Below are 21,792 nucleotides of genomic sequence, written 5' to 3'. Positions count from 1 at the left end.
CTCTCCGGCCGCCGCGCCGCACCCCTGCCCCGCTCCCCGTCCGCGGCGCCCGGTCAGAAGCCGTGCGGCAGCCACGGGGCGACCGCCGACCCGAACGCGAGCGACGCCGCGCCGAGCGCGCCCCCGCGCAGCTCCCGGACCCGCCCCGCGCCGGCCAGCGACACCAGCGACACCCCGCCCAGATAGGCCGCGCCCAACTCCCGCACGGACAGCGCCAGATCGGGCGCGTCCCCGGTCCGGACGCAGGCCGCCCCACCGGGACCGCCCGTGAGCCGCCAGCGCCCCGCGTTCCAGGGACAGAAGGCGTCCTCCACGTCGAGCACCACGTCGAGCGGCACCTGGTACGTGCGCGCCCCGAGCGCCGCACCCACCTCGACCGGGCGCAGATGCAGCGAGTCCCGCACCCGCACCCCGCAGCGCCGCACGTCGGAGACGAGGTGGAGCAGGGGATCGTCCACCGGCCGGTTCCGCGAGCGCACCGACGTCGTCAGGTCGATCCCGCAGAGGAACCGCCACAGCGCCGCGTAGACCGCGGGTTCGGCCGCCTCGACGTCGCGCACCAGGACCGACCCCGCGGGCCCCTCCGCCGTCCAGTGCGGCCTGTTGTGGAAGCGGACGTAGCCCACCGCCTCGCCGGCCCGCTCGGCGAGCACGCACAGGAGCGGCGACCCGCCCTCGCGCCCGGAGGGCGGGTCGAGCAGCGGCAGCCGCTCCCAGCCGGGGCTGCGGGCGGGCGCCCCGGGCCGCGAGCCGGTCGTCGCCCGGTAGATCCGCTCGCAGGCGGCGGCCCCGTCGCCGGGCGGCACGAACCGCAGACGCACGTCCTCCGCGCCCGGCGGCACGGCCACGCGCACCCGCGAGGAGTCGATCTCCACGGTGAGCTGATGGGTCGCCGTCCCGTACCCGAAGCGGCCGTAGATCTCCGGCTCGGACGCCGTCAGCACCGCGAGCGGCTCGCCCCGGCCCCGGAGACCGTCGAGCTGACTGCGCATCATCGAGGTGAGGATGCCGCGCCGCCGGTGGGTGGCCGCCACACTGACCATCGTCACGCCCGCCGCGGGCACGTGTCCGCCACCGGGCACGGCGAGACGGAAGCCGAACGACCCGGCCGTGCCGACGCACTCGTCACCGTCCCAGACGCCGATCGAGCGGTCCGGCTCGGTCAGCTCCTCCCAGAGGCGGCGCTCCTCCGGGTCCTGGGCCACCCCGCCGAACGCCAGCTCCAGCCTGCCGAACCACCGGTCCCATTCGGACCGCGCGAGCGGCCTCAGCTGTGTCGTCATGGGCCATCCCTACCAGCCGTCCCCAGGGGGTCGCGACCCGATATCGAACGCAATGTCTCGGGGTACCCCTGCACGGATGGCGGACGGATGGATAGGGTCCACCGGGTGGCCCGCCGCACGACAGCAGACTCGCTCACGGCCCGGATGCGCAAAGCCTGGCACCGGGCCCGCACCGCGCTGCGCCGTTCCGCCGTCGACTACTTCCGCGGCGACGGCTCCGACCGTCTGGCACTCGCCGGGCTGATGCTGACCGTGCCCGCCATCGTGTGGGCCACCGTCACCAACCCCGTCTGGTGCTCGCCGGTGGTCCTGGTGCTGCCGATCGTGGCCGGCGGGCTGCTGCTGCGCCCCGCGAGCCTGCTCGCCCTGTACGCCGCCGCGGCCGCCGGACTGATCGTGGAGTCCGCCGTCCTCGGCCCGTACACCGAGGGGCCGGCCGGGGTCACCCCGGGAACCGTCCTCGCGGTCGCCGCCTGCGGTCTCTTCGGACTCCTCATAGCCCAGTTCCGGGCCCGGGTCGGCGTGCCGTGGCGGCGGGGCGGCACCATGCTCTTCGACCTGCGCGAGCGGATCAGGGTCCAGTCCGCCCTGCCCAGGCTGCCGCAGGGCTGGCACCGCGAGATGTCGCTGCGTCCGGCCGGCGGCCAGTCCTTCTCCGGCGACTTCGTGGTCGCCGCCCGCACCTCCGGCGGCCGGACCCTGGAGGTCGTGCTCACCGACGTGTCCGGCAAGGGCATGGACGCGGCCTCCCGGGCGCTGCTCCTGTCCGGCGCCTTCGGCGGGCTCCTCGGCTCCCTGCCGCCGCACGGCTTCCTGCCGGCCGCCAACGCGTATCTGCTGCGGCAGGACTGGGACGAGGGCTTCGCCACCTCCGTCCACCTGGTGCTGGACCTCGACTCGGGCGACTACGAGCTGCTCTCCGCCGGCCACCTTCCGGCGCTCCAGCTCCACGCGGGCAGCGGCCGCTGGGAGGAGAAGGCGGCCGAGGGGCCGCTGCTCGGGATCTACGACGGGGCGCAGTTCGACCCGGTGAAGGGTTCCCTGCGCCCCGGCGACGTGCTGATGCTGTTCACCGACGGGCTGGTGGAGGCGTCGGGGCGGGACATCGGCGAGGGCATCGACCGGCTCACCGGCGAGGCCGACCGCTATGTGGGTTCGGGCTTCGAGGGCGCCGCGTGGCACCTGATCGAGTCCGTGGCCAAGGACGTCAACGACGACCGGGCGCTGCTGCTGCTGTGCCGCCGGGGATGAGTCCGGCGCCGTGCCCGGCGTCCTCCCCGCCGTCCCCGACGCGTTTCTCCTTCCCGTCGCCGTCGCCGTCGCCGTCGTCGCTGTCGCGTCCCGGCAGGATGCGCGCCAGCCAGTGCGAGCGGCCGGCCGCGAGCGGTCCGAGGACGGCGAGCAGCAGGACGTAGCCCGCGATGAACGGGGAGAGCCGGGAGTCGAGTCCCGCCGCTGCGGCCATGGTGGCCATGATCAGCGCGAACTCGCCGCGGGCCAGCAGGGTGGTGGAGATGTTGGCGGCCTCCTGCCGGTGGAACCGGTAGAGCCGGGCGGCCGCGACGCCGGCGAGCACGTTCATCACCAGGGTCACGGCGACCGCGGCGAGGACCGGCCACAGGACGACCGGCAGGTCGCCGGGGTCGATCGAGAGGCCGAAGGCGAAGAAGAAGATGGCCCCGAACGCGTCGCGCAGCGGGTGCACCAGCTTGCGGATGCGCTCGCCGGACGAGGTGCTGCCGAGCATCAGGCCGACCATGAAGGCGCCGATCGCGTCCGCGACGCCGAACCACTCCGAGACCCCGGCCACGAAGACGGCGGCGCCGAGGAAGGAGATGACGAGGAGTTCGTCGTCGGGGGTGGAGAAGAGGCGGCCGACGAGCCGGGTGCCGAAGCGGGCGGCGAGGGCGAGCAGGAGCAGGAAGGCGAAGGCCTTGGCGCCGTCGCCGACGGCTGCGGCGAGGCTGTCGGCGCCGGAGAGGATGGGCTGGAGGGCGGCGAGGTAGAGGGCGAGGAAGATGTCCTCGACGACGATGATGCCGAGGACCGGCCGGGTCTCACGGTTGCCGAGCCGGCCCGTGTCGACCAGGACCTTCGTCACGATCGCCGACGAGGAGATCCCGAGCACACCGGCGAGCACCAGCGCCTCGGAGGTGCCCCAGCCGAGCGCGAAGCCGAAGGCGAGGCCCGCTCCGACGTTCAGCGCGAGATAGGTCCCCCCGGCGACGGCCATCTTGCGGCCGCCCGCTTTGAGGTCGTCCAGATGGAACTCGAGGCCCAGGTAGAAGAGCAGCAGCACGAGACCGAGCGCGGAGAGCATCTCCAGGTCGTGCGGGTCGGAGATGAGCACGACGCCGGGCGTGTGCGGGCCGAGGATGATCCCGGCCAGGATGAACAGGGGGATGGTGGGCAGGCCGATCCGCCCGCCGAGGCGGGCGAGGACGGCGGCGGCGAGGAAGGCCCCGCCCATGGCGATGAGGGTGTCCGCGTGTCCGATGGGCTTGTCCTCCGTTCAGTCATGAGGGTGTCAAGGAAGCGTCAATGTTTAGTTTGCCAAATGATTTACATGGCAACAATGAGTGCTGACACCCATTGACGCGCTTGACACCGGCGCCCTCGCCCGTCGGCCGTCCCGGAGGCCCCCGGCGCACGGAGCCCCGGGGGCCATAGGGTCGGGGGCATGACCGAGACGCTCAGCCTGGCCGAGATCGAGGCGCTCGCGCGCGAGGCCCACGCGGGACAGACCGACAAGGCGGGACGCCCGTACGCCGAGCACCTCGCCGCCGTCGCGCACGGAGTGCGCGCCCGCGGCGGCAGCGACGAGCAGATCGCCGCCGGCTGGCTCCACGACGCCGTCGAGGACGACCGGCTGAGCCGGGCGTGGCTGGACGCCGCCGCCCTCCCGCAGTCCGTCAAGCACATGGTCCTCGCCCTCACCAGGGGCGAGGGCGAGGACCTGGAGTCCTACACGCGGCGGGTACGGGAGACCCCGGGAGCGCTGCTGGTCAAGGAGGCCGACCTGGCGCACAACGCCGACCCGGCGCGCCTGGCGGTCCTGGACGAGGCGACCCGGGAGCGGCTCACCGCCAAGTACGCCCGGACCCGGCGTCTGCTCGGACTGCCGACGGGCTGAACCGGCCGCGGCCCGCGCCGAAGGCCCGATCGGGCGCCTGCGCCGGCCGTGCCGCCGGAGGCCCGGCCGCGTGTTCCCCGCGCGACCCCCGCGCGTCCGCCCGCGCCGGAGGCCCGGCCGCTCCCCGCGGCGCTCCGGGCGCCGCGCCGCCGCTCAGCGGCGCGGTCCCAGCTCGCTCACGTCGCGGCGGAAGGCCCAGGACATCTCCGGTTCGGTGACCGGGCGCATCAGCCTGCGGACCGGCGGCGTGCACAGGAGGGTGACGGCGGCCGCGGCGAAGAGCGAGACGGTCACCAGCCCGACCGGCCCGCCCAGCCAGGGGTTCTCCTCGAAGAGGCCGAAGTAGTCGCCGGCCCGCACCAGGAAGCCGTGCAGCAGATAGCCGCAGATCGTTCCCGCGCCGAGCGCCGTCATCCAGGACCGCCCGGCCGGCACCCAGGCCAGGAAGGCCACGGTGAGCACGAGGGCGCAGGCGAGGAGGGCGAGGAACACCACGGCGCCGGACCACCACGGCACCCCGTCCCCGATCTCCTGGACGCTGCTGGAGCGGTAGAACCACTTGGTGCTCATCCGCGGGGCCGCCCAGTAGGCGAACACGGCGGCGACTCCCAGCAGCGGCAGCGACAGCAGCCGCACCTCGCGCCGCCGCACCAGCTGGAAGTGCTCCGGCTTCAGGCACAGGCCGAGGACGAAGAAGGGCAGGAACTGCAGCACACGCGTGAGGTTGAGGTCGTCGCCGATGCCCGGGGTCAGGGCGGCGAGCAGCGCGATCCCGATCGCGACCGGCACCGGCCACCGGATCGCGCGCCACAGGGGGGTCGTCAGCCGCCACACGAAGAGCGCCGCGAGGAACCACGTCAGGTAGTACGGGTCGAGCAGGCTGATCGGCTGGTCGGGCTTGTCGCCCGCGTACCGGGCGAAGAGCGAGTACGCCACCTCGAAGACGACGTACGGCAGCGCGATGCCGGTCAGCAGCCGGCGCAGCTGGTGCGGCTTGCCGGTGTAGCTCCGGGAGAAGTAGCCGGAGATGAGGATGAACGCCGGCATGTGGAAGGTGTAGACGAGCATGTAGAGCGCGCGGGTCGCCCGGCTGCCGTCCATCACCGGTTCCCAGGCGTGGGCCACCGCCACCAGCACGATCGCCAGGTACTTCGCGTTGTCGAACCAGGCGTCCCGCCCGGCCGGTCTCGGCGGCTCCGTCGCCGTCGGCAGGGCAGACTTCCGGCCTGCCGTGGCGGGGGCGACAGCGGTCGCCGTCCCCGTCGCGGGGGTGGGTCCCGACTCCGGAGCCTCGGGGAGCGGAGCCCTCTGATATCCGTGCGCTGCGTGGAACATTCAAGGCACCATAGCCGTGCCCATTCGCGGGAGTAAAACACCCGGCCGTTGCGGTCCTTTCACATGCGAAGCCATCGCCACATGGGCGCTATGACCCAATTAATCCCCATTGAATCGGGCATATTGCCTCGGGTTGTGCGTGACCTGAATTACTCGGCGACCGCTCTTCGGATTTCCTGTGACCAACTTGTGTGGGCCCGGAAACGATCACGGTGAATTCCTGCCCGCCTCACGCGCCGAATTCACGCGGACGCACTCCGGGACGGGGCGGGTCCGGGCGCGCCGCCCGTCGCGGGGGCCCTGGCGGGGCGCGGTGTTGGCTCGATCTCGACCGGGACGATTCGTCACCCGGCAGCAGGGGCAGGGAGGTTGGTGGCACGATGGACCGGGCGGGGGTGGTGGGCCGTACACCCCGGGCCGGGTAGGCGGACCGACCGAGGGTGTGATCAGTGTGGCCATTTCGCTGTCTGTGGTGGTGCTGTTGTTGGTCATCCTCGTGGTGATGATCCGCGGCGGGTCCATCAAGGCCGGGCCGGCCGTCGTGGCCGTGCTGTTCGGCTTCTTCCTGGCGTCGACCGGCATTGCCCCGTCGATCAACCGCTTCATGAACTCGCTGGCCGAGACGATCAACCAGATAACGTTCTGAGCCCCGTCGCCGCGGCCCCGTCCGGGGGCGGCGGCACCACGGGACCCCCGCAGCGCCCGGAACCGCCCGGGCGCCCCCTCGCGCACCCCGCGCGCCCTTCTGTCGGCCTTCGCGCGCCAGGCGTGCCCCCTGCGTCCGTTCGCGCCGCCCGGCAGGTTCTCGCGCACCCGGGCGCACCCCGGCGCCCGTTCCGCGCCGCCCCGCCGGCCCTCCCGTGCAGGCAACCCGCACGCGCCGCGGAACCCGCGCCCCGGTGACCCGCACCCGCCGTCCGCCCTGCAGCTCGCCGTAACTCACCGGCGCCGCGGCGCCGACTCGCCCGCGGCTACCCGGACTTGCCCGAGGCGCGCTTGGCCCCCTTGCTCCGCGCGGCCCCCGCGGTGCCGCGGGCGGACCTGGCCGCCGCCGAGCTCCGGCGCCTCGGCGCGGCGCCGCCGCCCGCGCTCCCGTCCTCCTCCTCACGCGCCGCCCGCTCGGGGGCCGCGGCCCGGCGGGAACCGCCGGCCGGCCAGCGGAACTCGATCTCCAGCTCGATCTCCCCGTCCTCGACCTCGACCTCGATCTCGCTGTGGAGCTCCTCCGGGATCCGCAGGGTCAGCCGGCCCGGCCCCCATTCCAGGTCGGCCTCGCCCCCCTCCCGCAGTGCCGCCGCCAGCGCGGCCAGCCGGTCGGCCGCCTCCAGGCGGGACAGGGAGCCCTTCTGCTCGTACGCGAGATCCTTCATGGCGGCCTCCGGCCCGGCGGAAACGGTGGAATCGGTGGACGAGGACAATTGTCCTCCTTCCCGGCCGATCGGACATGTCCGCGCCGGACCGCACCACGCACCGTGCGGGGGAGCGGGGGAGCGCGCCCGGTGCGGAAACGCCTCAGGGCCAGGCCGGAGGACGAACCTCCCACCTGGCCCTGAGCCACATGGAGCGGGCGACGGGAATCGAACCCGCGTAGCTAGTTTGGAAGACTAGGGCTCTACCATTGAGCTACGCCCGCAAGCGCCGCGCCGCAGGTCATGACCGCGGCGGCACGAAGAGCATCGTAGCGGGTCATCCGCACCCCGCGCACACCCCTTCCCGGCCACCCGCAAATCGGGCGGGTCAGCGGGCCCGCGCCATGTACCCTACGGTTCGCACCGACGGGGTGTGGCGCAGCTTGGTAGCGCGTCCGCTTTGGGAGCGGAAGGTCGTCGGTTCGAATCCGGCCACCCCGACCAGCAAGATCACGTTGTGAGGGTCCTCCTGCTTGCCGTTACTATGCAAGCTGCGTGCCCGTGTGTCTGATGTGCCGGGCCCGATCCGCTGAACCACCGGACGCGGGAACCACCGTGTCCGGAGGCAGCAGCCCCCCAGATGTCAGCCACCAAGGAGACCGAACCGTGAAGAGCGCCGTGGAGACCCTGAACCCGACCCGGGTTCGGCTCACTGTCGAGGTGCCCTTCGAGGAGCTCAAGGACAGCCTCGACGCGGCGTACAAGAAGATCAACCAGCAGGTCACGGTCAAGGGCTTCCGCAAGGGCAAGATCCCGGCCCGAGTGATCGACCAGCGGTTCGGCCGTGGTGCGGTGCTGGAGGAGGCGGTCAACGACGCGCTCCCGAAGTTCTACACCGAGGCGGTCAACGAGGCGGAGATCAACCCCCTCGGCCAGCCCGAGGTCGACATCACCGAGCTGAAGGACGGCGAGACGCTGAACTTCACCGCCGAGGTCGACATCCGCCCCGCGATCGAGATCCCGGACTACTCCGGCATCGAGGTCACCGTCGACGCCGTCGAGGTCACCGACGAGGACATCGAGAAGTCCGTGGAGCAGCTGCGCGAGCGCTTCGCCTCCACCAACCCGGTCGAGCGCGCCGCCGCCGAGGGCGACGTCGTCACGATCGACCTCGAGGCCAAGGTCGACGGCGAGGTCCTGCCCGACGGTGTCGCCAACGGCGTCTCCTACACGATCGGTTCGGGCGAGCTGCTCGACGGCGTCGACGAGGCCGTCACCGGCCTGGAGGCCGGCGGCGAGGCCACCTTCACCTCGCAGCTGAAGGGCGGCTCCGCCGAGGGCAAGGACGCCGAGGTCACCGTCAAGGTCACCGCCGTCGCGGCCCGTGAGCTCCCCGAGCTGGACGACGACTTCGCGCAGCTGGCCTCCGAGTTCGACACCCTCGACGAGCTGAAGGCCGACAGCCGCAAGCGCCTCGAGAACATGAAGCAGTACGACCAGGCCACCCAGGCCCAGGAGCGCGTCCTGGAGAAGCTGCTGGAGCTGGTCGAGGTCCCCGTCCCCGAGAAGCTCCTCGAGGACGAGGTCAACACCCGTAAGCACAACCTCGAGCACCACCAGCTCGGTCAGATGGGTCTGACCCTCGACAAGTACCTGGAGATCCAGGGCAAGTCCGCCGAGGAGTTCGACGCCGAGACCAAGGAGCAGGCGGTCAAGGGCATCAAGACCCAGTTCGTCCTGGACGAGCTGGTCAACAAGGAGAAGCTCAACGTCAGCCAGGAGGAGCTCACCGAGCACCTCATGCGGCGTGCGGCCTCCTCCGGCATGAGCCCCGACCAGTTCGCCCAGGCCGTCGTCGAGGGCAACCAGGTGCCGATGCTCGTCGGCGAGGTCGCCCGCGGCAAGGCGCTGGCCGTCGTCGTCGAGGCCGCCAAGGTCACCGACACCAACGGCGAGCCGGTCGACCTCGAGGACGAGGACGACGAGACCGAGACCGCCGCCGAGACGGTCGAGGCCGTCGTCGACGGTGACGCGGACGAGAAGGCGGAGAAGAACGAGGCCTGAGCCTCGCTCCCACGCGTGGACGGGCTCCGGGTGCCGCAGGGCGCCCGGAGCCCGTCGCCGTAGCGGGCCCCAGGCGCCGCAGCCCCCGTAGCTTGCGCTCCCAGCGAACAGTTCGGGAACCGGGATGGCTCTGTCCGACCTGCGCGTTAGGGTCCATGAATACGAGGGCAGGGTTGTCCCCGCCCCCCGTACCAAGACGCTGAGACGGCCGAAGCCGTCAGAGACGAGCAGGTGGACACGTGACGAATCTGATGCCTTACGTTGCCGGTGAGCCGTCCATCGGTGGTGGCCTCGGCGACCAGGTCTACAGCCGGCTGCTCGGCGAGCGCATCATCTTCCTCGGCCAGCAGGTCGACGACGACATCGCCAACAAGATCACGGCGCAGATGCTGCTCCTTGCCGCCGACCCGGACAAGGACATCTACCTCTACATCAACAGCCCCGGCGGCTCGGTCACGGCCGGCATGGCCGTCTACGACACCATGCAGTACATCCCCAACGACGTCGTGACCATCGGTATGGGCATGGCGGCCTCGATGGGCCAGTTCCTGCTGACCGGCGGCGCGGCCGGCAAGCGCTTCGCGCTGCCGAACACGGACATCCTCATGCACCAGGGCTCGGCCGGCCTCGGCGGCACCGCCTCGGACATCAAGATCCAGGCCGAGTACCTGCTCCGGACGAAGAAGCGCATGGCGGAGATCACCGCCCAGCACTCCGGCCAGACCGTCGAGGCGATCATCCGCGACGGTGACCGCGACCGCTGGTTCACCGCGGAGGAGGCCAAGGACTACGGCCTCATCGACGAGATCATCTCCGCCGCTTCGGGCGTGCCCGGCGGCGGCGGCACCGGCGCCTGAGGCGCCCCGCCCCCGCACCGCCCCGCCCGAGCCCGCAGAACGCCACCAGGATGGTGAACACCCACATGAGCAACTTCTCCGCGAGCGGCCTCTACACCGGCCCGCAGGTGGACAACCGCTACGTCGTCCCCCGCTTCGTCGAGCGCACCTCGCAGGGCGTGCGCGAGTACGACCCGTACGCGAAGCTCTTCGAGGAGCGCGTGATCTTCCTCGGCGTGCAGATCGACGACGCCTCGGCCAACGACGTGATGGCGCAGCTGCTGTGCCTGGAGTCCATGGACCCGGACCGCGACATCTCGATCTACATCAACAGCCCCGGCGGCTCGTTCACCGCGCTGACGGCCATCTACGACACGATGCAGTTCGTGAAGCCGGACATCCAGACGGTCTGCATGGGCCAGGCGGCCTCCGCCGCGGCCGTGCTGCTGGCCGCCGGCACCCCCGGCAAGCGGATGGCCCTGCCCCACGCCCGCGTGCTGATCCACCAGCCGTCCTCGCAGACCGGCCGTGAGCAGCTCTCCGACCTGGAGATCGCGGCCAACGAGATCCTGCGGATGCGCGAGCAGCTGGAGCAGATGCTGGCGAAGCACTCGACCACGCCGATCGAGAAGGTGCGCGACGACATCGAGCGCGACAAGATCCTGACCGCCGAGGACGCGCTCGCGTACGGCCTCGTCGACCAGATCGTCTCGACCCGCAAGAGCACGGCCGCAGCGGCCGCCTGACGGTTTCCGGCGCCCTTGGCGCGGTACACGACAATGTGAACCGCGCCAAGGGGGGCCCGAACGGGGGGCCAGGCAAGGTACCGTCGGATATGAGGCACCAGGAGCGGCTGAACCAAGCCGCTCCCAGGCGAAGGGGAAGCACCTCGTGGCACGCATCGGTGATGGCGGCGACCTGCTCAAGTGCTCGTTCTGCGGAAAGAGCCAGAAGCAGGTGAAGAAGCTCATCGCAGGCCCCGGTGTGTACATCTGCGACGAGTGCATCGACCTCTGCAACGAGATCATCGAAGAGGAACTCGCGGAGACGAGCGAAGTGCGCTGGGAGGAACTTCCCAAGCCCCGCGAGATCTACGAGTTCCTGGAGAGCTACGTCGTCGGCCAGGAGCCGGCCAAGAAGGCGCTCTCCGTCGCGGTGTACAACCACTACAAGCGCGTCCAGGCCGGCGAGAACGGCGGCGCGCAGGGCCGGGACGACGCGATCGAGCTCGCCAAGTCCAACATCCTCCTGCTGGGCCCCACCGGCTCCGGCAAGACGCTGCTGGCCCAGACGCTCGCCCGCATGCTCAACGTCCCGTTCGCCATCGCCGACGCGACGGCGCTCACGGAGGCGGGCTATGTCGGCGAGGACGTCGAGAACATCCTGCTGAAGCTGATCCAGGCGGCCGACTACGACGTCAAGAAGGCCGAGACCGGGATCATCTACATCGACGAGATCGACAAGGTCGCCCGTAAGAGCGAAAACCCGTCGATCACCCGGGACGTCTCCGGCGAGGGCGTGCAGCAGGCCCTGCTGAAGATCCTGGAGGGCACCACCGCCTCCGTCCCGCCGCAGGGCGGACGCAAGCACCCGCACCAGGAGTTCATCCAGATCGACACGACGAACGTGCTGTTCATCGTGGGCGGCGCATTCGCCGGTCTGGAGAAGATCATCGAGTCGCGGGCCGGCGCCAAGGGCATCGGCTTCGGCGCGACGATCCGCTCCAAGCGCGAGATCGAGGCGAGCGACCAGTTCCAGGAGGTCATGCCGGAGGACCTGGTGAAGTTCGGGATGATCCCGGAGTTCATCGGCCGTCTCCCCGTGATCACCTCGGTGCACAACCTGGACCGCGAGGCCCTGCTCAAGATCCTCGTCGAGCCGCGCAACGCCCTGGTCAAGCAGTACCAGCGCCTCTTCGAACTCGACGGCGTCGAGCTGGACTTCGACCTCCCGGCGCTGGAGGCCATCGCCGACCAGGCGATCCTCCGCGGCACCGGCGCGCGCGGGCTGCGCGCGATCATGGAGGAGGTCCTGATGTCGGTGATGTACGAGGTCCCGTCCCGCAAGGACGTGGCCCGCGTGGTCATCACCCAGGACGTCGTCCACAACAACGTCAATCCGACCCTGGTCCCGCGCATCGTCAAGGACGAGGGCAACGGCCGCCACGAGAAGAGCGCGTAGCGCTCACCGCCCGCACGCGAAAGGGGCGCCCCCGCCGATCCGTTCGGCGGGGGCGCCCCTCTCGTGCGCGGTGTACCGGTCAGGCCTTGACGCGGATCTCCTTGCGGAGCTGGGCCGTCGTGACCGCGGCCTCCTCGGGCGAGGTGCCCTTGCCCGTCATCAGGCTCGCCAGGTCCATGGGCATCGCGAAGCCGACGGTGCTGTGGTCGCCCCACACGCACACGGACATCGTGACCTCCTTGGGGCCGGCGGCGCCGCCGGTCTCGCCCGCACCGGTCTTCGACTTGATCTGCTGGCACTTGAGGACGGCGCCGTCCGCCTCGGCCGGGGTGTAGGCCTTCGGCTCGCCGACGAGCTCGGCCTCGTCGTCCTTGTCCTTCTCGGACTCCGCCTTGATGTTGGCGAACACGCCGTCGACGACCTTCTCCGGGTCGTCGATCTCCCCGTAGGCCCCGCCGAACTGGACCATCTTGCCGGCCATCGGGTTGCTCTCGTCCTTGACCTGCCAGGCGGCGTTCACGGACTTGCCGTTCTTGACGCCGTTCTTCTCGGCGTCCTTGAGGAAGTCCTCGCCGTCGCCGCCCTGCTCGCTGCCGGGCATCAGCTTGTACTCGCCCAGCACCGTCGCCGGCGTGGTCAGCTTGTGCGGGCCGTCGTCCGCGACACTCGCGCCGCCGCCCCCGCCGAAGACGAAGTACGCCCCCACCGCGATCGCCGCGACCACCGCGACGCCACCGATGATGAGGCCGGTCTTCTTGCCGCCGCCGCCCTGGGCCGGCGGCGGGGGCGGGTAGCCGCCCGGCTGCTGGCCGTACGGGGGCTGCTGGCCGTACGGGCCCGGCTGCTGCGGGGCGCCGTACGGGCCGGGCTGCTGGGGCTGCTGCTGCGGGTAGCCGTAGCCGGGCTGCGGCGGGACGCCCTGCGGGGCCTGCTGCGGGTACCCGTAGCCGGGCTGCGGGGCCCCAGGCGGCTGCTGGCCGTAGGGTCCCGGCTGGCCGTAGGGGCCGGGCTGCTGCGGCTGGCCGCCGTACGGGCCCGGCTGGTTGTGACTCATTACGGGTTTCCCCCTCGTGATGCCTATGTGTTGCGGACATCCTGACGCAAGGAGCCGACAGCCGGGTCGCCCGGGGTCGGACCGTTACGGAAGAATCGCGTTTCAGCACCACCCCGTGACACCCCTAAACTGGGCCCGTGACCGAGAACTCATCGCAGCCCGCAGCGCCCACCTCCGAACTGCCGACCCAGTACGCGCCGGCCGACGTAGAGGGGGCGCTGTACGAGCGCTGGGTGGAGCGGGGTTACTTCGAGGCCGACGCCAAGAGCGACAAGCCGCCGTTCACCGTCGTCATCCCCCCGCCGAACGTCACCGGAAGCCTCCACCTGGGCCACGCCTTCGAGCACACGCTCATCGACGCCCTCACCCGCCGCAAGCGGATGCAGGGGTACGAGACGCTGTGGCAGCCCGGCATGGACCACGCCGGCATCGCCACCCAGAACGTCGTCGAGCGCGAACTCGCCAAGGAGGGCAAGTCCCGTCACGACCTCGGCCGTGAGGCGTTCATCGAGCGCGTCTGGCAGTGGAAGGGCGAGTCCGGCGGTCAGATCTCCGGCCAGATGCGCCGTCTCGGCGACGGCGTCGCCTGGTCCCGCGAGCGGTTCACCATGGACGAGGGCCTGTCGCAGGCCGTCCAGACGATCTTCAAGCGCCTCTACGAGGACGAGCTGATCTACCGCGCCGAGCGCATCATCAACTGGTGCCCGCGCTGTCTGACCGCGATCTCCGACATCGAGGTCGAGTACCAGGACGACGACGGCGAGCTCGTCTCCATGACGTACGGGGACGGCGAGGACACCATCGTCGTCGCCACCACCCGCGCCGAGACGATGCTCGGCGACACCGCCGTCGCGGTCCACCCCGACGACGAGCGCTACCGGCACCTGATCGGCCGGCAGATCAAGCTGCCGCTCACCGACCGCTCCATCCCGGTCGTCGCGGACACCCACGTCGACCCGGAGTTCGGCACCGGCGCCGTCAAGGTGACGCCCGCCCACGACCCGAACGACTTCGAGATCGGTCAGCGGCACGACCTCCCGTCGCTCGCCGTCATGGACGAGCGCGCCGTCATCACCGTCCCCGGCCCCTTCGAGGGGCTGGACCGGCTGGAGGCGCGCAGCGCCATCGTCGCCGCGCTGCGCGCCGAGGGCCGCATCGTCGCCGAGAAGCGCCCGTACACCCACTCGGTGGGCCACTGCTCGCGCTGCAAGACCACCATCGAGCCGCGGCTGTCGCTGCAGTGGTGGGTCAAGGTCGCCCCGCTGGCGAAGGCGGCCGGCGACGCCGTCCGCGACGGCCGGGTGAAGATCCACCCGCAGGAGATGGAGAAGCGGTACTTCGACTGGGTCGACAACCTCCACGACTGGTGCATCTCGCGCCAGCTCTGGTGGGGCCACCGCATCCCCGTCTGGTACGGCCCGGCGGGCGAGGTCGTCTGCGTCGGCCCCGACGAGGAGCCGCCCACCGGCGAGGGCTGGCACCAGGAGACCGACGTCCTGGACACCTGGTTCTCCTCGGGCCTGTGGCCGTTCTCCACCCTCGGCTGGCCCGAACAGACCGAGAGCCTCGCGAAGTTCTACCCGAACTCCGTCCTGGTCACCGGCTACGACATCCTCTTCTTCTGGGTCGCCCGGATGATGATGTTCGGCCTCTACGCCATGGACGGCACCCCGCCGTTCCACACCATCGCCCTCCACGGCATGGTCCGCGACCAGTTCGGCAAGAAGATGTCCAAGTCCTTCGGCAACGCGGTCAACCCGCTGGACTGGATGGACAAGTACGGCTCCGACGCCCTGCGCTTCACCCTGGCCCGCGGCGCCAACCCGGGCGTCGACGTCCCGATCGGCGAGGACTGGGTCCAGGGCTCGCGCAACTTCGCGAACAAGATCTGGAACGCCACCCGCTTCGCGCTGATGAACGGCGCCACGGTCGAGGGCCCGCTGCCCTCGCCCGAGGAGATGTCGTCCACCGACCGGTGGATCCTGTCGCGCCTGAACAAGACGGTCGCCGAGGTCGACGCCTTCTACGAGGACTACCAGTTCGCCAAGCTCTCCGAGTCCCTGTTCCACTTCGCCTGGGACGAGGTCTTCGACTGGTACGTCGAGCTCTCCAAGACGACGTTCTTCGCCGGCGGCGAGCAGGCACGGGTCTCCGGCCGGGTCCTCGGCGAGGTCCTCGACGTGATGCTGCGCCTGCTGCACCCCGTCGTCCCGTTCGTCACCGACACCCTGTGGACGACGCTGACCGGTGGCGAGTCGCTGGTGATCGCCGACTGGCCCGCCACTGTGCAGGTTCCTGGCGCTGACGCGCCGGGCGGCTTCCGCGACGAGGCCGCCGAGCGGGAGATCGCCCTCGTCCAGCAGGTCGTCACCGAGGTCCGCCGCTTCCGCAGCGACCAGGGCCTCCAGCCCGGCCAGAAGGTCCCGGCCCGGCTCTCCCTGGACGGCACCGCCCTGGCGCCCCACGAGGCGGCCATCCGCCAGCTGCTGCGCCTCCAGCCGGAGGGCGAGGGCTTCCACGCCACCGCCTCCCTGCCGGTCGCCGGGGCCACGGTCGCCCTGGACCTCTCCGGCACGATCGACGTCCCGGCCGAGCGCAAGCGCCTGACCAAGGACCTCGGCGCGGCCGAGAAGGAGGTCGCCCAGGCCAACGCCAAGCTGGGCAACGAGGCCTTCCTGGCCAAGGCGCCCGACCAGGTCGTGGAGAAGATCCGCACCCGCCTGGCGACGGCCGAGGCCGAGATCGCCCGCATCACCGGCCAGCTCGCGGCCCTGCCGCAGGCCTGACCCCGCCACCGCCGCGGCCCCCGCCCCCCTTCCCGGGGGCGGGGGCCGCGGCGCGCTGCGGGCCCCGGCACCCGGTGCCTGCACAGGCCGTCCCCGGTCCTCCGTACACTGGCCGGGTGAGTGAGCCCCGCCCTTCCGACCGTCCCGACGACTCCGGATCCGACGATCTCTTCGACGCGATCGTCGGCGAGGAGACCCAGCGCGATCCCGATCTGGCGGTGATCGAGGCCGGCAGCCGCACCCTGCGCACCCAGGCCGGCGTCCCGCAGAGCGAACAGGTGCCCGCCCGGCCCGCCGACCCGGAGACCGACAAGGCGCTCCGCGAGGTCGAGGCCGATCTCGCCACCCGCTGGGGCGAGACCAAGCTGGAGCCCTCGGTCTCCCGGATCTCCGCCCTGATGGACGTGCTCGGCGAACCGCAGCGCGCCTACCCCTCGATCCACATCACCGGGACCAACGGCAAGACGTCCACGGCCCGCATGATCGAGTCGCTGCTGGCCGCCTTCGAGCTGCGCACCGGCCGGTACACCTCGCCCCATGTGCAGTCGATCACCGAGCGCATCAGCCTCGACGGGGCGCCGATCGCCCCCGAGCGCTTCATCGAGACCTTCCGCGACATCGCGCCCTACGTGGAGATGGTCGACGGGAGCCAGGACTACCGCCTCTCCTTCTTCGAGGTGCTGACCGGCATGGCGTACGCGGCCTTCGCCGACGCGCCCGTGGACGTCGCCGTGGTCGAGGTCGGCATGGGCGGCAGCTGGGACGCGACCAACGTGATCGACGGGTCGGTGGCGGTCGTCACCCCGATCGACCTGGACCACACCGACCGCCTCGGCTCCACACCCGCCGAGATCGCGGCGGAGAAGGCCGGCATCATCAAGCAGGGCGCGACGGTCGTGCTGGCCCAGCAGCCGGTGGACGCCGCACAGGTGCTGCTGAAGAAGGCGGTCGAGACCGACGCGACGGTCGCCCGTGAGGGCCTGGAGTTCGGCATCGTCTCCCGCGAGGTGGCCGTCGGCGGCCAGCTCCTGACGCTGCGCGGCCTGGGCGGCGAGTACGAGCAGGTCTTCCTCCCGCTGTACGGCGCCCACCAGGCGCACAACGCCGCGGTCGCGCTGGCGGCCGTGGAGGCGTTCTTCGGCGTCGGCGCCGAGCAGCAGGGACTGCTGGACCTCGACACCGTCCGCCGGGCCTTCGCCTCCGTGGCGTCCCCCGGCCGGCTGGAGGTCGTCCGCCGCAGCCCCACCGTCGTGCTGGACGCCGCGCACAACCCGGCGGGAGCGCGGGCGACCGCCGACGGCATCACCGAGTCGTTCGGTTTCTCGCGCCTCATCGGCGTCGTCGGCACCAGCGCCGACAAGGACGTCAAGGGACTGCTGGAAGCCTTCGAGCCGGTCTTCGCCGAGATCGTGGTCACCCGGAACTCCAGCCACCGGGCCATGGACGCCGACGAGCTCGCCGCGATCGCCGTCGAGGTCTTCGGCGACGACCGGGTCGTCGTGGAGCCGCGCCTGGACGACGCTCTGGAGACGGCGATCACCCTCGCCGAGGAGGAGTCGGAGTTCGCCGGCGCGGGCGTCCTGGTGACCGGCTCCGTGATCACGGTCGGCGAGGCCCGGCTGCTCCTGGGAAGGGCCTGACACCTCATGCGTACGCTCTGTGCTTCCACCCTGATCGGCGAGTTCTTCGTGATCGGCTTCGCCGGTCTGGTGGCCATGAAGGCGGACGGGGCCTCGATGGCCGCGGTCTGGACGGTCTGCGGCATCGCGATGCTGATGTCCCTGCTGCTGTGCGGCATGATCACCCGTCCGGGCGGCATCCAGCTCGGCTGGGTGCTCCAGGTCGCGCTGATCGTCGGCGGCTTCGTCGTCCCGGCCATGTTCTTCCTCGGGGTGGTGTTCGCCGGACTGTGGTGGGCGTCGGTCCACTACGGCCGGAAGATCGACGAGGCGAAGGCGCGCTGGGCGGCCCAGGCATCGGCAGGGCCTGACGCTGCGTAACCGGTGACGGGGCGCGCAGGGTAGCCTCGTGGGTGCCTGCCGCCCGGACGTGTGGCGGCAGACCCCAGACCCGCACATGAAGGAGCCCGCACCGTGAGCCAGCGCACGCTCGTCCTGCTCAAGCCCGACGCCGTACGCCGGGGACTGATCGGGGAGATCATCGGCCGCATCGAGTCCAAGGCCGGCTGGACCATCAGCGCTCTGGAACTGCGCACCCTGGACCAGGAGACCCTGGAGGCCCACTACGGCGAGCACCAGGGCAAGCCGTTCTACGAGCCGCTGGTCGCCTTCATGGCCTCCGGCCCGGTCGTCGCCATGGTCGTCGAGGGCGAACGCGTCATCGAGGGTGTACGCCGGCTGGCGGGTCCGACCGACCCGATCGAGGCGGCTCCCGGCTCCATTCGCGGGGACTTCGGAACCATCGTCCGCGAGAATCTGATCCACGCCTCGGACTCCGAGGAGTCCGCCATTCGGGAGATGAAGATCTTCTTCCCGGCAGTCTGACCGCTTCTCCCGAAAAGGGAGGCAATGAGGCTCCGGCCGGGGGCTTTCGCTGACGTGTCATCAGTTCGGCGGCGTCGGTGACCTGGGGCGACCGAAGGAATTTCGGTCGCCCTTCGGTATAGCCCGGGGGATTGCGGGAACGCATCGCCCCGACGCATCGTCACCACATACAGAGGTGGACCAGCGCGCCGTATCCAGGTGGACGGCACTACGATGTAAGCCTCCACGCCACAGCACCCACCTCGCCATCCTGATAAGCCATCAACGCTCGATTTGGGAAGGCCAGACGCATCCTCATGGGGAACAACATGTCGTTCATCGGCCGTGACATGGCTGTCGACCTCGGGACCGCCAACACGCTGGTGTACGTCAGAGGCCGGGGGATCGTTCTCAACGAGCCGTCCGTCGTCGCGATCAACACCAACACGGGCGGCATTCTCGCGGTCGGCGCCGAGGCGAAGAAGATGATCGGCCGGACACCGGGCAACATCGTTGCCGTCCGGCCGCTGAAGGACGGCGTGATCGCCGACTTCGAGATCACCGAGCGGATGCTCCGCTACTTCATCCTCAAGATCCACAAGCGCCGCTACCTCGCCAGGCCGCGGGTCGTCGTCTGCGTGCCCTCCGGCATCACGGGCGTCGAGCGCCGCGCGGTCATCGAGGCGTCCACCCAGGCGGGCGCCCGCCAGGTCCACATCATCGAAGAGCCCATGGCCGCCGCCATCGGGTCCGGACTCCCGGTGCACGAGGCCACGGGCAACATGGTCGTCGACATCGGCGGCGGCACCACCGAGGTCGCCGTGATCTCCCTCGGAGGAATCGTCACGGCACAGTCCATCCGCGTCGCCGGCGACGAACTGGACAACGCGATCATCCAGCACATCAAGAAGGAGTACTCGCTCCTGCTCGGTGAGCGGACCGCCGAATCCATCAAGATCACCATCGGCTCCGCGTACGACATGGACAAGGACGAGCACACCGAGATCCGGGGCCGCGACCTCGTCTCCGGTCTGCCCAAGACCGTCGTCATCTCGGCCGCCGAGGTCCGCAAGGCCATCGAGGAGCCGGTCAACGCCATCGTCGACGCGGTCAAGACCACCCTCGACAAGTGCCCGCCGGAGCTCTCCGGCGACGTCATGGACCGCGGCATCGTGCTCACCGGCGGCGGCGCCCTGCTCCGCGGGCTCGACGAGCGGCTGCGCCGCGAGACCGGCATGCCGATCCACATCGCCGAGGACCCGCTGGACTCCGTGGCCCTCGGATCCGGCAAGTGCGTCGAGGAGTTCGAGGCGCTCCAGCAGGTGCTGGACGCCCAGCCGCGTCGTTAGGCAGTCGGCGGCCCGCATCCCGCCGGGCCGCCGATCCGCCGTACGGGGGGTGCGAACGACCTCGGAAGAGGGTTCTCCCGTCTCCGCCACGGCAGCAGGACCGTTCCACAAACGAACACCACCATTCCGACGAGGAAGGCACGGCCGCCGCACGTGAGGGACACGAAAGAGAGCCGGCTGCTCCTGGTGCTGCTGATCGCCATCGCGTTCGCACTGATCACGGTGGACATCCGCGGCGGCGAGGAGTCACCGGTCGACGGAGCCCGACAGGCCGCGGCAACGGTCTTCGGCCCCGTCGAGAACGGGGTCGCGGCGGCCGTCGACCCGGTCGGCAACGCCATCGGCGCCGTACGCGACTCCGGCGAACGCCACGACCGCATCAGCGAACTGGAGCGGGAGAACGCCGAGCTGAAGCAGCGCCTGGGCAGCGACGACCGCAACCGCAGCAGACTCCGCGAGCTGGACGGCCTCCTGCGCACCGCGGCCGCCGGCCAGTACGGCATCAAGGGCGCCGAGGTCATCGCCATAGGAGCCGCCCAGGGCTTCTCCTGGACCGTCACCATCGACATCGGCGCGGGCGACGGCATCACCCGCGACATGACCGTCATCAACAGCGACGGACTCGTCGGCCGCGTCACCACCGTCGGCCCCAGCACCTCCACCGTGCTCCTCGCCAGCGACCCCGACTTCACCGTCGGCACCCGCATGGAGAAGAGCAGCGAACTCGGCTTCGCCACCGGCCAGGGCGACCGGCCCCTGCTGGTCCAGCTCCTCAACGGCAAGGCCAAGGTGAAGAAGGGCGACCGCCTGGTCACCTTCGGCTCCCAGGGCAACAAGCCGTTCGTCCCGGGCGTCCCGGTCGGCGAGGTCGTCGCCGTCGACCCCGCCGGCGGCGACCTCACCCGCGACATCCACGTCCGGCCCTACGCCGCGTTCAGCACACTCGACATCGTCGGCGTCGTCGTCCAGGCTCCGCGCACCAACCCCAGGGACACCGTCCTCCCGCCCAAGCCCGACAAGCCCCGCCCGACGCCCACCGTCACGGTGACCGTCACGCCCGGCGCCGACGGCACCGTCGACGGACAGGCCGACACCCAGCCGCAGGGACAGACGGACGGCCGGATCCGCGAGCAGCAGGACGGACAGCCCGACACCCCGGACGACGCCGGGACCGCCCGGGACCGCGGAGCGGACCCACCGGGCCCCACAGGCACCGCCGGCCCGAACGACGAGTAACAGGAGCTGATCCGTCCATGCGTGTCAACCGGATGCTGCTCTCCACGACGCTCGTCGTGGTCGCCCTCGTCATCCAGGTCACCGTCCTCGCCCGCCTCCAGCTGCCCGGCGCCGTCCCGGACCTGATGCTGCTCACCGTCCTCGGACTGGCCATGGTCTACGGCCACGTCGCGGGCGCGTTCATCGGCTTCGGCGCCGGCCTGCTCGCGGACATCGCGCCCCCGGCCGACCACGCGGCCGGCCGCTACGCCCTCGTCCTCTGCGTCATCGGCTACCTCGCCGGCCTCGTCAAGCCCGAGAACGGGCAGCAGCTCCGCTCGGCCACCGGCCCGATGGCCGTGGTCGTCGCCGCCGCGATCGGCTCCACCCTGCTCTACGCCGGGGTCGGCGCCCTCGTCGGAGACACCGCCGCACGCCACGTCGGCCTCGGGAACCTGCTGTTCACCGCCGCCGTGTACGACCTGATCCTCGCGCCGTTCACCGTGCCCCTGATCATGTGGCTGGCCAGACGCAGCGAGAACGATCCGCTCGCCGAGAACCAGAACAGCGGCGGCACCGACGTCGCCTCCGGCTGGCTGTCCTCCGGCACCGGCCTGCGGATCGGCGCCCAGCGCAGCGGCCTGCGGATCAAGGCGGCACGGACACGCGCGGCCCGCGCCGGCCGCATCAAGGGAGTCAAGCGACTGTGACCGAGGGGGCAGCA

At 71.1% G+C, this 21,792-nt stretch carries 19 protein-coding genes and 2 tRNA genes; 15 read left to right on the top strand and 6 right to left on the bottom strand.

What is annotated here, in order from left to right:
• Positions 1-53: 53 nt before the first annotated feature.
• Positions 54-1,283 (bottom strand): GNAT family N-acetyltransferase, encoded by a 1,230-nt coding sequence (locus IAG43_RS10420; protein WP_187740470.1) that lies wholly within the window; start codon positions 1,281-1,283, stop codon positions 54-56.
• 87 nt (positions 1,284-1,370) lie between these two features.
• Between IAG43_RS10420 and IAG43_RS10415 the strand changes: the two genes are divergently transcribed.
• A complete protein-coding gene (locus IAG43_RS10415) occupies positions 1,371-2,534 on the top strand; it encodes a PP2C family protein-serine/threonine phosphatase (RefSeq protein WP_187740469.1) in 1,164 nt (387 codons plus the stop codon).
• On the opposite strand, the gene IAG43_RS10410 is transcribed toward IAG43_RS10415, so the two are convergent.
• Positions 2,491-3,753 (bottom strand): cation:proton antiporter, encoded by a 1,263-nt coding sequence (locus IAG43_RS10410; protein ID WP_246574224.1) that lies wholly within the window; start codon positions 3,751-3,753, stop codon positions 2,491-2,493. The genes IAG43_RS10415 and IAG43_RS10410 overlap by 44 nt on opposite strands.
• Before the next feature lie 210 nt (positions 3,754-3,963).
• On the opposite strand from IAG43_RS10410, the gene IAG43_RS10405 reads away from it, so the two are divergent.
• Positions 3,964-4,416, top strand: a complete 453-nt coding sequence (locus tag IAG43_RS10405) for an HD domain-containing protein (protein ID WP_187740468.1) — start codon at positions 3,964-3,966, stop codon at positions 4,414-4,416.
• A 153-nt stretch (positions 4,417-4,569) separates the two neighbouring features.
• On the opposite strand, the gene IAG43_RS10400 is transcribed toward IAG43_RS10405, so the two are convergent.
• Positions 4,570-5,751 carry an acyltransferase family protein gene (locus IAG43_RS10400; RefSeq protein ID WP_187740467.1) on the bottom strand — a complete coding sequence of 394 codons (1,182 nt, stop codon included), beginning with the start codon at positions 5,749-5,751 and terminating at the stop codon, positions 4,570-4,572.
• Positions 5,752-6,202: 451 nt separating this feature from the next.
• Here IAG43_RS10400 and IAG43_RS10395 point away from each other — a divergent pair, with 451 nt between their 5' ends.
• On the top strand, positions 6,203-6,397 hold the full coding sequence (locus IAG43_RS10395; RefSeq protein WP_187740466.1) for a hypothetical protein: 195 nt from the start codon (positions 6,203-6,205) through the stop codon (positions 6,395-6,397).
• Positions 6,398-6,722: 325 nt separating this feature from the next.
• Here the strand turns inward: IAG43_RS10395 and IAG43_RS10390 are convergent, their stop codons facing one another.
• Both IAG43_RS10390 and IAG43_RS10385 read right to left on the bottom strand, forming a co-directional pair.
• On the bottom strand, positions 6,723-7,121 hold the full coding sequence (locus IAG43_RS10390; RefSeq protein WP_187740465.1) for an amphi-Trp domain-containing protein: 399 nt from the start codon (positions 7,119-7,121) through the stop codon (positions 6,723-6,725).
• Between the two features lie 189 nt (positions 7,122-7,310).
• Positions 7,311-7,384 (bottom strand) — tRNA-Gly (locus tag IAG43_RS10385).
• 143 nt (positions 7,385-7,527) lie between these two features.
• Between IAG43_RS10385 and IAG43_RS10380 the strand changes: the two genes are divergently transcribed.
• From IAG43_RS10380 to clpX, 5 genes are all read left to right on the top strand, one after another.
• Positions 7,528-7,604 (top strand) — tRNA-Pro (locus IAG43_RS10380).
• Between the two features lie 162 nt (positions 7,605-7,766).
• On the top strand, positions 7,767-9,164 hold the full coding sequence (tig, locus tag IAG43_RS10375) for a trigger factor (protein ID WP_187740464.1): 1,398 nt from the start codon (positions 7,767-7,769) through the stop codon (positions 9,162-9,164).
• 251 nt (positions 9,165-9,415) lie between these two features.
• Positions 9,416-10,021: an ATP-dependent Clp protease proteolytic subunit gene (locus tag IAG43_RS10370; protein WP_187744387.1), complete on the top strand. Its 606-nt coding sequence runs from the start codon at positions 9,416-9,418 to the stop codon at positions 10,019-10,021.
• 50 nt (positions 10,022-10,071) lie between these two features.
• On the top strand, positions 10,072-10,746 hold the full coding sequence (locus tag IAG43_RS10365; RefSeq protein WP_281403963.1) for an ATP-dependent Clp protease proteolytic subunit: 675 nt from the start codon (positions 10,072-10,074) through the stop codon (positions 10,744-10,746).
• 145 nt (positions 10,747-10,891) lie between these two features.
• A complete protein-coding gene (clpX, locus tag IAG43_RS10360; RefSeq protein ID WP_147986455.1) occupies positions 10,892-12,181 on the top strand; it encodes an ATP-dependent Clp protease ATP-binding subunit ClpX in 1,290 nt (429 codons plus the stop codon).
• A 79-nt stretch (positions 12,182-12,260) separates the two neighbouring features.
• Here clpX and IAG43_RS10355 read toward each other — a convergent pair whose 3' ends face one another.
• Entirely contained in the window at positions 12,261-13,235 is a 975-nt protein-coding gene (locus tag IAG43_RS10355; protein ID WP_187740462.1) for a BRI3 family protein, read from the bottom strand.
• Between the two features lie 137 nt (positions 13,236-13,372).
• Here IAG43_RS10355 and IAG43_RS10350 point away from each other — a divergent pair, with 137 nt between their 5' ends.
• The 7 genes from IAG43_RS10350 to mreD all read left to right on the top strand — a co-directional run bounded on the left by IAG43_RS10350 (position 13,373) and on the right by mreD (position 21,778).
• Entirely contained in the window at positions 13,373-16,021 is a 2,649-nt protein-coding gene (locus tag IAG43_RS10350; RefSeq protein ID WP_187740461.1) for a valine--tRNA ligase, read from the top strand.
• A gap of 116 nt (positions 16,022-16,137) precedes the next feature.
• A complete protein-coding gene (gene folC, locus IAG43_RS10345) occupies positions 16,138-17,661 on the top strand; it encodes a bifunctional tetrahydrofolate synthase/dihydrofolate synthase (RefSeq protein WP_187740460.1) in 1,524 nt (507 codons plus the stop codon).
• 6 nt (positions 17,662-17,667) lie between these two features.
• Positions 17,668-18,021: a DUF4233 domain-containing protein gene (locus IAG43_RS10340; RefSeq protein ID WP_187740459.1), complete on the top strand. Its 354-nt coding sequence runs from the start codon at positions 17,668-17,670 to the stop codon at positions 18,019-18,021.
• A 93-nt stretch (positions 18,022-18,114) separates the two neighbouring features.
• Positions 18,115-18,525 carry a nucleoside-diphosphate kinase gene (ndk, locus tag IAG43_RS10335; protein WP_187740458.1) on the top strand — a complete coding sequence of 137 codons (411 nt, stop codon included), beginning with the start codon at positions 18,115-18,117 and terminating at the stop codon, positions 18,523-18,525.
• 308 nt (positions 18,526-18,833) lie between these two features.
• On the top strand, positions 18,834-19,853 hold the full coding sequence (locus IAG43_RS10330; protein WP_020610253.1) for a rod shape-determining protein: 1,020 nt from the start codon (positions 18,834-18,836) through the stop codon (positions 19,851-19,853).
• A gap of 153 nt (positions 19,854-20,006) precedes the next feature.
• Entirely contained in the window at positions 20,007-21,089 is a 1,083-nt protein-coding gene (mreC, locus tag IAG43_RS10325) for a rod shape-determining protein MreC (RefSeq protein WP_187740457.1), read from the top strand.
• 17 nt (positions 21,090-21,106) lie between these two features.
• Complete coding sequence (gene mreD / locus IAG43_RS10320) at positions 21,107-21,778, top strand: rod shape-determining protein MreD (protein ID WP_187740456.1); 672 nt, start codon at positions 21,107-21,109, stop codon at positions 21,776-21,778.
• Positions 21,779-21,792: the final 14 nt, after the last annotated feature.

The sequence above is a fragment of the Streptomyces genisteinicus genome, assembly GCF_014489615.1.
Taxonomy (GTDB): domain Bacteria; phylum Actinomycetota; class Actinomycetes; order Streptomycetales; family Streptomycetaceae; genus Streptomyces; species Streptomyces genisteinicus.
This window is presented reverse-complemented; position numbering and strand designations above follow the sequence as displayed.

What these genes read in the sequence shown, in the direction of transcription:
- IAG43_RS10355 (WP_187740462.1), bottom strand. Translation starts at nt 13,235, where the DNA reads ATGAGTCACAACCAGCCGGGCCCGTACGGCGGCCAGCCGCAGCAGCCC.
- IAG43_RS10405 (WP_187740468.1), top strand. Translation starts at nt 3,964, where the DNA reads ATGACCGAGACGCTCAGCCTGGCCGAGATCGAGGCGCTCGCGCGCGAG.
- IAG43_RS10420 (WP_187740470.1), bottom strand. Translation starts at nt 1,283, where the DNA reads ATGACGACACAGCTGAGGCCGCTCGCGCGGTCCGAATGGGACCGGTGG.
- IAG43_RS10340 (WP_187740459.1), top strand. Translation starts at nt 17,668, where the DNA reads ATGCGTACGCTCTGTGCTTCCACCCTGATCGGCGAGTTCTTCGTGATC.
- IAG43_RS10415 (WP_187740469.1), top strand. Translation starts at nt 1,371, where the DNA reads ATGGATAGGGTCCACCGGGTGGCCCGCCGCACGACAGCAGACTCGCTC.
- IAG43_RS10410 (WP_246574224.1), bottom strand. Translation starts at nt 3,753, where the DNA reads ATGGGCGGGGCCTTCCTCGCCGCCGCCGTCCTCGCCCGCCTCGGCGGG.
- IAG43_RS10365 (WP_281403963.1), top strand. Translation starts at nt 10,072, where the DNA reads ATGGTGAACACCCACATGAGCAACTTCTCCGCGAGCGGCCTCTACACC.
- IAG43_RS10330 (WP_020610253.1), top strand. Translation starts at nt 18,834, where the DNA reads ATGTCGTTCATCGGCCGTGACATGGCTGTCGACCTCGGGACCGCCAAC.
- IAG43_RS10370 (WP_187744387.1), top strand. Translation starts at nt 9,416, where the DNA reads ATGCCTTACGTTGCCGGTGAGCCGTCCATCGGTGGTGGCCTCGGCGAC.
- IAG43_RS10400 (WP_187740467.1), bottom strand. Translation starts at nt 5,751, where the DNA reads ATGTTCCACGCAGCGCACGGATATCAGAGGGCTCCGCTCCCCGAGGCT.
- mreD (WP_187740456.1), top strand. Translation starts at nt 21,107, where the DNA reads ATGCGTGTCAACCGGATGCTGCTCTCCACGACGCTCGTCGTGGTCGCC.
- IAG43_RS10390 (WP_187740465.1), bottom strand. Translation starts at nt 7,121, where the DNA reads ATGAAGGATCTCGCGTACGAGCAGAAGGGCTCCCTGTCCCGCCTGGAG.